The sequence below is a fragment of the Bradyrhizobium sp. Cp5.3 genome (genome assembly GCF_000426265.1).
Lineage (GTDB): Bacteria > Pseudomonadota > Alphaproteobacteria > Rhizobiales > Xanthobacteraceae > Bradyrhizobium > Bradyrhizobium neotropicale.
Genome location: NZ_AUFA01000028.1, coordinates 80,783 through 90,678, shown reverse-complemented (window position 1 = coordinate 90,678; position 9,896 = coordinate 80,783). Strand labels below are relative to the sequence as shown.

Annotated in this window: 9 protein-coding genes and 1 pseudogene; 2 read left to right on the top strand and 8 right to left on the bottom strand. The window is 63.5% G+C overall.

Annotation, left to right across the window (positions count from 1 at the left end; all coding sequences use genetic code 11):
• Positions 1 to 245, bottom strand: a pseudogene (locus tag K289_RS0129410) (IS110 family transposase); the annotation flags it as partial.
• 120 nt (positions 246 to 365) lie between these two features.
• Here K289_RS0129410 and K289_RS50775 point away from each other — a divergent pair.
• Positions 366 to 560 (top strand): hypothetical protein, encoded by a 195-nt coding sequence (locus tag K289_RS50775; protein WP_156918251.1) that lies wholly within the window; start codon positions 366 to 368, stop codon positions 558 to 560.
• 663 nt (positions 561 to 1,223) lie between these two features.
• The gene (locus tag K289_RS0129400; protein ID WP_156918250.1) at positions 1,224 to 1,502 is read left to right on the top strand and encodes a hypothetical protein; all 279 of its coding nucleotides are present in this window, start codon (positions 1,224 to 1,226) and stop codon (positions 1,500 to 1,502) included.
• Positions 1,503 to 1,564: 62 nt separating this feature from the next.
• Here K289_RS0129400 and K289_RS0129395 read toward each other — a convergent pair whose 3' ends face one another.
• From K289_RS0129395 to K289_RS0129360, 7 genes are all read right to left on the bottom strand, one after another.
• A complete protein-coding gene (locus K289_RS0129395; RefSeq protein WP_027554771.1) occupies positions 1,565 to 2,014 on the bottom strand; it encodes a cytochrome c in 450 nt (149 codons plus the stop codon).
• Between the two features lie 283 nt (positions 2,015 to 2,297).
• Positions 2,298 to 2,744: a cytochrome c gene (locus tag K289_RS0129390; RefSeq protein ID WP_027554770.1), complete on the bottom strand. Its 447-nt coding sequence runs from the start codon at positions 2,742 to 2,744 to the stop codon at positions 2,298 to 2,300.
• Positions 2,745 to 2,830: 86 nt separating this feature from the next.
• Complete coding sequence (locus K289_RS0129385) at positions 2,831 to 5,140, bottom strand: xanthine dehydrogenase family protein molybdopterin-binding subunit (RefSeq protein ID WP_027554769.1); 2,310 nt, start codon at positions 5,138 to 5,140, stop codon at positions 2,831 to 2,833.
• Between the two features lie 195 nt (positions 5,141 to 5,335).
• A complete protein-coding gene (locus K289_RS0129380) occupies positions 5,336 to 5,611 on the bottom strand; it encodes a DUF1127 domain-containing protein (protein ID WP_027554768.1) in 276 nt (91 codons plus the stop codon).
• Between the two features lie 264 nt (positions 5,612 to 5,875).
• Positions 5,876 to 7,402 carry a murein biosynthesis integral membrane protein MurJ gene (gene murJ / locus K289_RS0129370; RefSeq protein ID WP_027554767.1) on the bottom strand — a complete coding sequence of 509 codons (1,527 nt, stop codon included), beginning with the start codon at positions 7,400 to 7,402 and terminating at the stop codon, positions 5,876 to 5,878.
• 201 nt (positions 7,403 to 7,603) lie between these two features.
• Positions 7,604 to 8,755, bottom strand: a complete 1,152-nt coding sequence (locus K289_RS0129365; RefSeq protein ID WP_035686209.1) for a DegT/DnrJ/EryC1/StrS aminotransferase family protein — start codon at positions 8,753 to 8,755, stop codon at positions 7,604 to 7,606.
• Between the two features lie 53 nt (positions 8,756 to 8,808).
• Entirely contained in the window at positions 8,809 to 9,813 is a 1,005-nt protein-coding gene (locus K289_RS0129360; protein WP_027554765.1) for a Gfo/Idh/MocA family protein, read from the bottom strand.
• Positions 9,814 to 9,896 lie beyond the last annotated feature (83 nt).

Sequence of the window (9,896 nt, the reverse complement as noted above, 5' to 3'; positions counted from 1 at the left end):
GGCTTCACATAGGCCGGCGGCATCAACCGCACCGTATGCCCCAGCGCCTGCAGCTCGCGGGACCAGTGGTGCGATGAGGCGCACGCCTCGATCCCCACCAGGCATGGCGGCAGCTTCTGGAAAAATGCCAAGACGTGCCGGCGCCTCAACTGACGGCGTACGACCACTTGGCAGGCTGCATCAACGCCGTGTACTTGGAAGACCGACTTCGCAATATCCAGACCGATCGTCGAAATTGACTGCATAGGCTGCTCCTCCGAATCGTGGGAGCCTCAAACGGCGCCCACTCCTTGGCACTCTCGTGCCGGTGGAGGAGCCGTCCACAGCATCAAAAGCGTAAATCAGGACGGTCTCTGAGCCGACTCTTGGTGGCCCAATCGGCGGCGCTGGCGAAGAAAAGCGCGAATGCACTCGAAGCCGATATACGCAATCATCGAAGCGACGATAAGAGCAGGAAGAAATTTGCTGGGGTAACGCGCAATCTCGTGGATGAGCGAATTGAAGAAGAACCAGAGAGCGAACCACGGATCGTCGTGTATCATCATATCGTGTTCACCTGAGGCAGAAGGCTAAGCATCATCTTTGGTGTCCCGAGCCGGAGCTCCGAATGCTCACGACGAGCGCCACCAGAGCGCTTTTGCTCGGAGGTCAGTCATGTTTCCTCGTCATAATTTCGCGGAGAGCCGTCAGCGTGGACAGCCTTTAGATGTAGCGCAGGAAAGGTGGCAGCCTTCCGAACGCGGTCCTCAACCCATGTGCAGTCACACGGATAGTTGCTACGATTGGGCAGCCAAACATCTTCGGGCAATACTCGATCAATCATCATGATCGGGCCGCCGCTCTTATGCATCACGAGGTTGCCGGCTCTAAAGCGCATGCTGCGACTTTACTCACTTCGCAATCAAAATAGCCTTTGCCTTTGAGCTGGAAACTGTCGGATGCAATTAGGCGTTTGGCAACCATCAAATGGCCGATTCGGGTCGTTTGCGTCGATCGGGCGCGCTTCGATGACCCCGATTTGTCCTTGGCAGCAGCCCAAACACACATCCGAACCAGGATTGGTATCGGAGTAACCGAGGCCCACGCAATCGTTCGAGCCAAATTCCGCTGGCGCCCTACCTTGGGCGTGCCGCCCGCAAACATCCCTGATTCCGTCCACCGATCTTCGTGTTGCCGCCACAAACAGCACTCACGAATGCGTGACCGCGTATGGGGAGAAAAAAGTGCGCGCACGAAGAATTTGGAAGGTCGTGGGGGCCAAACATCACCGCTCAGGTATCGAGCAGCTCCAGCTGGATCTGGCAGCGTTCAACCGGTGCATCGACGCACTGGAAAAGGCCGACGCAAATCCTCAGGACATAGAGGTGCTGACGACGCACGCGCTGACGCTTGCCGAACAGATCGATGAGGTGCGCTGGTCGAACCCCGCCAAAGCGCTGGGGTGGTTACTCGAAAATGAGATCCACAAGCCTGCCGCACGAAAAGCGTCGGGAACCGGCTGAACGGTCATTCGCGCCGGGAGGCACGACGGCGCCTCCGAAAAGCAAGGATGCGAGCCAACCGGTTACTTCAGCTTCACGCGATAGGTCTCGTGGCAGTCCTTGCAGCGGTCGTTGACGCTGGTATAGGCGGCCTTCAGGCTCGCGAGGTTCTTGACCTTGCCCTTGACGTCGGCGATCGCCTTCTGCACCGGCGGAATCTTGGAGTCGAAGTCGGCCTTGTTCTGCCAGACCTTCTGCGAGGCGCCGTAGTTCGCGTCCACGACGTCCTGCTTGGGATTGACTTCGAAGGTCTTGGCGATCTTGGCGACGTCGGCTTCGAGGTTCGTCAGCGCTTCGTCGACGGCCTTCTGATTGTAGGGGATTTCGCCCTTCGTCATTTTCTGGATGACCGTGTACAGGCTCTTAGCCTGCGACCGCATCAAATTGTCCTGCTGAACCGCGATCTCCTGCTGCGCCATCACGGCGCCCGCACCCAACAGCAGGGTGCCCGCGACAATCATCGTCCGATTCATTGGCCTGTTCCTCCGGCCCGCAGAGGTTTGCGCAAAAGGACCATCCACCGCACCGGGGGCAGCGCGGTCCATCATGAATAGAACCCCGTGCGGAGCGTTTATTCCCGCGCCGGAAGATGATGATTTGGAGGCTGTGACGGCGGTGGTGCCCGTTGATCGCGATCCACACCCGCTCCGGGGTTGCCGGCATGTCGATGTGGTCGATCTTGGGTTCGCGCCGGAGGCCGTCGACGATCGCAAAGGGCGGCTGCTTCGCAACCGCCCTTTCTTCATTCAGCTCGCGTCAGCCGTTCTTCACGCGGAAGGTTTCGTGGCAGCCGCCGCATTCCTTGCCGACCACGGGCAGCGTTGCTTTCAGCGTGTCTATATCCCTAACCTTGCCTTTGGCCTCGCCGACCGTCTTGGCGAAGCTTGCGATCTTCGCCTCGAACCCGGCCTTGTCCTCCCAGACCTTCGGCGAGGTGTGGTAGTCGCCCTCGGGCTTGAGCCCCTTCGCACTGTCCGGAAACAGGCTCGGCAGCTTCTTGGCGGTGTCCTCGAACTGCGCCAGCGCAGTGTCCACCGTGGCCTGATCGTAGGGTTTTTCGCCCTTGACCATCGCCGAGAGCGCGCCGGCATTCCTGCCATTGCCCTTCATCAGGGTCTGAACCTGCTTGACGGATTCCGGCGACGCCCAGACTGCACTCAGGCCAAGCAGCAGCGCTCCCCCGACAACCAACACTCGCTTCATTCGTAAACCCCTTTCCCTGACGCAAGAATCGTGTCGACCTCATCCTTGAGGCCAACACCGCTTGGCGGATTTCATTCCTTATGAGATCACAGGCTGTGACGGCGATGGTGCTCGTTGATCGCGATCCACACCCGCTCCGGGGTTGCCGGCATGTCGATGTGGTCGATCTTGTATTCGCGCCAGAGCCCGTCGACGATGGCGTTGACCACCGCGGGACAGGAGCCGATCGCGCCGGCCTCGCCCGCCCCCTTCACGCCCAGCGGATTGGTCTTGCAGGGAATGTTGTGGGTTTCGAACACGAAGGACGGACCGTCCGCCGCCCGCGGCAGCGCATAGTCCATGAAGGTCGCGGTGATGAGCTGCCCGTCACCGGCACCATAGACCACCTGCTCCATCAGGGCCTGACCAATGCCCTGCATGGCACCGCCATGCACCTGCCCGGCGAGCAGCAGCGGATTGAGCGTCTTGCCGAAATCGTCGACGATCACATAGTTGACGATCTTGATGATGCCGGTGGCCGGATCGATCTCGACTTCCGCCAGATGCGTGCCGTTCGGATAAGTGCCGTCCGCGCTGGCGAAGGTCGCGCTGCCGTTCATCTTCGACGGGTCGGCGCCGGGGCGCTTGGCGAGATCGGCGAAGGAGATCGAGCGGTCGGTGCCGGCGATGCGGATTGCGCCGCCCGAAATCTCGAGGTCGCCGGCGCTTGCCTCCAGCGCCTGCGCCGCGATGTCTTTCAGCTTCTTGCCCAGCTCGCCCGTGGCACGCTCCACGCAGACGCCGCCTGTCGGGATCGAGGCCGAGCCGCCGGTGCCGAGACCGGTCGCGATCTCCGCGGTGTCGCCCTGGTGGATGTGCACGCGCTCGGGCGGCAGGCCGAACTGCTCGGCGACGATCTGGGCGTAAGCCGTCTGGTGGCCCTGCCCGCTCGACTGCGTGCCGATCAGGACCGTGACATCGCCGTTGGGGTCGAGCCTGACATTCGCGGTCTCTTCTCCCATTACGCCGCAGATCTCGACATAGCTCGCAAGGCCAATGCCGCGGATCAGGCCCTGCTTCTTGGCCAACTTGGCGCGCTTGGGAAACTCCTTCCACTCCGCGATCTCCATCGCGCGCTTCAGATGCGCAGCAAAGTCGCCGGAATCATAGACCTTGCCGGTCGCGGTCTTGTAGGGCAGCGCTTTCGGCTGGATGAAGTTCTTGCGACGGATCGCATCCGGCGTCATGTCGAGCTTGCGCGCGCAAGCATCGACGAGGCGTTCGATGACGTAGGCGGCTTCAGGCCGGCCGGCGCCGCGATAGGCATCCACGGGAACGCTGTGAGTGAAGATGGTGCGCACCCGGCAGTGGAAGGCCTGGATGTCGTAGAGACCCGGCAGCATGCCGGCGCCGCCATGGGGAATGTAGGGGCCGAAGGTCGACAGATACGCCCCCATGTCGCCCATCAGGTCGCAATCCATCGCGAGGAATTTGCCGTCCTCGGCCAGCGCCATCTTGGCTGTGGTCACGTTGTCGCGGCCCTGCGCGTCGCCCATGAAATGTTCGGAGCGGTCGGCCGCCCACTTCACGGCCTTCTTCAGCTTCCGCGCGGCGACCGCCATCAGGGCGTATTCGCGATAGGGAAACAACTTTGTGCCGAAGCCGCCGCCGACGTCGGGGCAGATCACCCGCATCTTGTCGGTCGGGATATTGAGCACGTTCTGGCAGAGGATGTCGCGCAGGCGATGGCTGCCCTGGCTGCCGACCGTCAAGGTCAGGTGATCGTTCTTGGCGTCGTATTCGCAGACGGCCGCGCGCGTCTCCATGAAACTCGCGACCACACGCGGATTGACGATGGAGATTTCGGCGACAGTGTGCGCCTTGGCGAAGGCGGCTTCCGTCGCCGCCTTGTCACCGATCGAGACGTCGAACAGCACGTTGCCGGGCTTGTCCGCCCAGACCTGCGGCGCGCCATTCTTCACGGCGTTGACGACGCCGGTTACGGCCGGCAAGGGCGTCCACTTCACTTCGATGGCTTCAATCGCATCGCGGGCCTGGTCGATGGTCTCGGCGACCACGAAGGCGACGGAATCGCCGACATGGCGCACCTCGTCCTTGGCCAGAATCGGGTAAGGCGGGCCGGTGAACGGATCGGTCTCGAGATTGAACAGGCACGGCAGATTGCCGAGATCCTTGACGTCGTCGGCGGTCAGGATCAGCGCGACGCCGGGCAGCGTACGGGCGCGAGTCACATCAATGCTGTATTTGGCATGCGCGTGCGGCGAGCGCAGCATCAGGGCGCGGAGGGCTGCCTGCGGCGCATAATCGTCGGTGTAGCGGCCCTTGCCGCGGATCAGCGCGTCATCCTCTTTGCGCAGCACGCTTTGGCCAACGCCGAACTTGATGGGAGCCGCCATTTTCTGTCCCGTCCTATGGTTGTTTTGCGGACCATATTGCCGTGGAAAAAGTGGCAAGGCAAACGGGATTACGCCGCGCCCCCATCACCATAAGGGTCTGCGATTGCGCCGCGAAACAAGTCCCGAGGAGCCCGCCAAAGGCGGACGTCTCGAAGGCTCCGCCACGAAGAAGCACCCACCAAGCTCCTTTAGGAGTCACATCCCACCACGGCTCCACAGATGTCGCGTACTATCTCTGAGCGTATCGATGGCGCGTCCAGGAGTGAGATAATCGATCTCACCACGCGTCAAGCCGATATCCATCAGCTCCCTGTCACTCAGGTCCTGCAACGTGATTCGTGAGCGCTGGCGCTGCTCCTGAAACGCACGCCAATATCGCTTGAGCAGGCTCAAGACGACGGAAAGTTCGAGACGGAGCCTCGCGGCATCGACCTCTGTCTCGCTCGTGCCGTTCGTCAGTTGGGGTGGCATCGGATGCTCCTGCTGTTGTGCCGGCAGGGAGCGTGGCCAAAGAAAAGGCCCCGTCCGATGCCGGCGGGGCCTTTGTGAAAAGATGTCGTCGTCGAATTCCTAGCGCGCGACTCCTTCCACGGCCCAGCCGAAGCGGGTCATGTGCATGAAGTTGACTTTGCGCACTGATTTGGTCATGAGGCGCGAATACCACAGCAATCGTGCAAAATCAAGGGATGTATGGAGGCCCACTGCATCCTAGGGGCGAGCGCTTCGTTCCAGCGCCTAGCCGCGCACCAGCGAGACCAGCCAGCGGCGACCGAACAGGATGAGGATCGCGAGCGCATAGACGATGGTGCCCCCGACGGCCAACAGGACCAGAGTCACTTCGTCCCGGAAGTGCATCGAGCCCAGCGAAGAACCGCTAAAGCGCGCGATCAGCCAGAAGGCGGCGGCAAGGATGAGCCCGGTCAGCAGGAATTTGGCGAGCGCCATCAGCCAGGCGCGGTCCAGCACGAGAAAGCCTCGCCGCACCGCGAAGAAGAGCACCAGAAGCAGATTGGTCCAGACACCGACGGCGGTGGCCAGCGCGAGGCCGATCTGGGCGAGCGATCCCATCAAGGCGACTTTTAGCGCGACGTTGACCGCGATGCCCGTCAGCGAGGCGCGGACCGGTGTCGCCGTATCCTTGCGCGCGTAGAAGGTCGCGACCGCGCTACGGATCAGCACGAACGGGATCAGGCCGATGGCATAGGCCGCGAGCGTGGCGCCCGCGGCGGCCGCATCGGCCTTGGAGAACGCGCCGCGGGCGAACAGCGCGCGCATGATCACATCAGGCACGGTGACGAAGGCCGCGACGAAGGGCACCGAGAACAGCAGTGTGAAATCGAAGGCGCGACGCTGCGCCTTCATCGCGCCGTCATGGTCGTTGGCGGTAATTCGCCGCGACATCTCCGGGAGCAGCACCGTGCCGATGGCGATGCCGATCACGCCGATCGGGAGCTGGTTGAGGCGATCGGCGTAATAGAGCGCCGACAGCGCGCCTGCCGGCAGGAAGGTCGCGATGATGGTGTCGGCGAACAGGGCGACCTGCGTGCCCATCGAGCCCAGCGTCGCTGGGCCAAGCGCTCTGAAAAAGCCGCGGACATCTTCATCGATCTTCAGCGGCGCAAAACGCGGCAGGCCGCCATGGCGGGCGAGATCGCCGGCGAGCAGGAAATATTGCAGGAAGCCTGAGATGAGAACGCCCCAGGCCGCGGCGTGGCCCGCAGTCGGAAACCAGGCGGCGAGCGCCAGCGTCATCATCATCGCGACGTTGAGGAAGATCGACGCGGCCGCGGCGCTGGCAAAACGCTGCATCACGTTGAGCATGCCGCCGTAGAGCGTCACCAGCGTGATCAGGAGCAGATAGGGAAAGGTGATCCGGGTCAGTTCGATCGCGAGATGGCGCTGTTCGGCATCCTCGGTGAAGCCGGGCGCCAATATGCTCATGGCCTGCGGCATGAACAGCCAAGCGACGACCAGGAGCAGAACCTGCGAGGCCAGTAGCAGCGTGAAGATGCGGTCGGCGAACAGTTTTGCCGCCGCCTCCCCGCGCTCGCCATGGACATGCGCATAGGCCGGGACCCAGGCGGCGTTGAAGGCGCCCTCGGCGAAGATCGCACGGAAATGATTGGGCAGGCGGAGCGCCACGAAGAAGGCGTCGGCCACGGGGCCGGCGCCCAGGATCGCCGCGAGCATGATGTCGCGCGCAAATCCCGTGAGCCGCGAAAGCAGCGTGTATCCGCCAACCGTGAAAATTCGCCCGAGCATGCGCCTGTTTTAGAGCATGGCAAGATTAGGTCTAGGTGCAACCCGCGAGGGAGGCTTGCCCCCTCCCCCGCTTGCGGAGGAGGGCTGGGGAGAGACTGTCTCCGCGAGCGAGCCCCCCCGAGAGGAGAGAGCCCTCACCCGGATCGCTTACGCGATCTGACCTCTCCCGCAGGCGGGAGAGGTGAAGAAATAACGGCGAAATCAGGTTGAAAGCGCGCCGCGCACCGCGGCGATGATTCGCTCCTGGGCGGCCTCGTCGAGATAGGCGTGCATCGGCAGGCTGATGACGTCCTCCGACAGGCTCTCGCAGCCCGGCAGCCCGTCCTCTGCGACCGGATACTGCTTGTAGGCGGTCTGCTGGTGCATCGACTTCCCGTAATAGATCGCGGTCGGCACGCCCTGGGCCTTCAGCGCGGCGGCAAAGCCGTCGCGGTCGGTGCCCTTGGGCAGGCGGATGGTGTATTGCGCCCAGATCGAGGTGCAGCCGGGGGCGAGCCGCGGCACGGTGACCAAATTGCTGAGCCCGCGCGCGTAGCGTTCCGCGACCTTGTTGCGGGCGGCGATCTCGTCATCGAAAATCTTCAGCTTCTCGATCAGGATCGCGGCCTGCATGGTGTCGAGCCGGCCAGTCAGGCCGAGGCGGACGTTGTCGTACTTGTCCACGCCCTGCCCGTGCACGCGGATGCTGCGCAGCGTGGCGGCGAGCTCGTCGTCATCGGTGAAGATCGCGCCGCCGTCGCCGAAACAGCCGAGCGGCTTGGCCGGGAAGAAGCTGGTCGTGGTCGCGTCTGCCAGCGTGCCGAGCTTGCGGCCCTTGTAGCTTGCGCCAAACCCCTGTGCGGCATCATCGAGCACGAACAGGCCCTCGGCCTTCGCGATCTCGGCGATGGCATCGTGGTCGGCGGGCTGGCCGAACAGATCGACCGGAATGACCGCGACAGGCCTCAAGCCAGCCTTCCGGGCGGTCGCGATGCCGCGCTTCAGCGACTCGGGGCTCATGTTGAAGGTCGCTTCGTCGACATCGACGTAGATCGGCGCGGCGCCGGTCCGCGCCGCGGGCGAAGCGGTTGCGATGAAGGTGAACGACGGGCACAGGACGGCATCACCGGGCCCGACATTCTTCGCCATCAGCACCATCAGGATCGCATCGGTGCCGCTGGAGCAGGTCACGACATGCTTGGCGCCGCAGTAAGCCGCAAGCTGCGCCTCGAGCTCGGTGACCTCGGGTCCATTGACGAACTGGCAATGGGTGAGAACGCGGCCAACCGCTTCGTCGATGGCAGAGCCGAGCCGGCGGCGCTGCGCGACGACGTCGATGAAGGGAATGGGATCGGAACGCAGATGCTGGTTCATGACGGCTTGCCGATTTTCCTGCAAGTTTTGAACGGTCGACGTATCAGAGGAGATCAGCCGGCGACGGCCCTCGGCCCTTTGCGGGCGGGCGAAGCGGCTGCGGGCCGCGACGGCGTTTCCAGGCACTGCGTGGCGATTTCGAGGCTGGCGACGCCCTCATCGCCGGTTACCGCCGGCGTCTCGCCGTGGCGGACGGCGTTGAGGAACGCAATCAGCTCGGCGCGCAGCGGCTCGTCATGGCCGACGGGCAGATGCCGCATCGAATAGCTGCCGTCCGGCTTGAAGCCGAAGCACTCGGTGACCTGGCGCGTCAACAGGTCGCCCATGACGTATTTGCCGCGGGTCGCGACCGTGACGCTGCGCGCCTTGAACGGCGTCAGCCAGTTGGTGTTGATGTGGGCGAGCACGCCGGAGGCGGTGCGGAACTGCAAGAGCGCGATGTCCTCGCGCTCGGCGACCGCGCTCGACAATTGCGGCTGCACCTCGACGATGTCGGACTCGGTGAACCAGCGGATCAGGTCGATGTCGTGCACGGCGAGATCGATGACGACGCCGACATTGGACATGCGCGGCGGGAACGGTCCGACGCGCGTGATCGCGATCGACAGGATGTCCTCGCCCGCGATCGCCTGCTTGACCGCGGCCACGGCCGGATTGAAGCGCTCGACGTGACCGATCATCAGCGTGACGCCGGCCTTTTGCGCGGCGGCGACGATCTCGCGCCCCTCCTCCACCGTCGATGCGATCGGCTTCTCGACCAGCACGTTGATCTTCTGGGCGATGCAGGCGAGCGCGATCTGGTGATGGAGATGGGTCGGCGCCGCCACGGTGACGGCATCGACGCCCTCGGCAATCAGCTGGTCGAGCGTCTCGAAGCTGTTGCAATTGGCAAGCTCGGTCGCGCGCGTGCGGTGCGTCGGCGACGGATCGACGACGCCGACCAGGCTGACGCCGGGAAGGCCGGCGAGCACGCGTGCATGGTTGCTGCCCATCACGCCCGCGCCAATCACACCGACGCGCAAGCCGGCCTTCGCCGGTGCAGAGCTTTTGGAACTCATCTGAACGAACCCCGATTCAATGCAAATCCCCGGCGCCTCTCCTAGCACGGGCGTCACATTTGTGGCGAACGCCGAGATAGCGA

What these genes read in the sequence shown, in the direction of transcription:
- K289_RS0129395 (WP_027554771.1), bottom strand. Translation starts at nt 2,014, where the DNA reads ATGAATCGGACGATGATTGTCGCGGGCACCCTGCTGTTGGGTGCGGGC.
- K289_RS0129390 (WP_027554770.1), bottom strand. Translation starts at nt 2,744, where the DNA reads ATGAAGCGAGTGTTGGTTGTCGGGGGAGCGCTGCTGCTTGGCCTGAGT.
- K289_RS0129385 (WP_027554769.1), bottom strand. Translation starts at nt 5,140, where the DNA reads ATGGCGGCTCCCATCAAGTTCGGCGTTGGCCAAAGCGTGCTGCGCAAA.
- K289_RS0129380 (WP_027554768.1), bottom strand. Translation starts at nt 5,611, where the DNA reads ATGCCACCCCAACTGACGAACGGCACGAGCGAGACAGAGGTCGATGCC.
- murJ (WP_027554767.1), bottom strand. Translation starts at nt 7,402, where the DNA reads ATGCTCGGGCGAATTTTCACGGTTGGCGGATACACGCTGCTTTCGCGG.
- K289_RS0129365 (WP_035686209.1), bottom strand. Translation starts at nt 8,755, where the DNA reads ATGAACCAGCATCTGCGTTCCGATCCCATTCCCTTCATCGACGTCGTC.
- K289_RS0129360 (WP_027554765.1), bottom strand. Translation starts at nt 9,813, where the DNA reads ATGAGTTCCAAAAGCTCTGCACCGGCGAAGGCCGGCTTGCGCGTCGGT.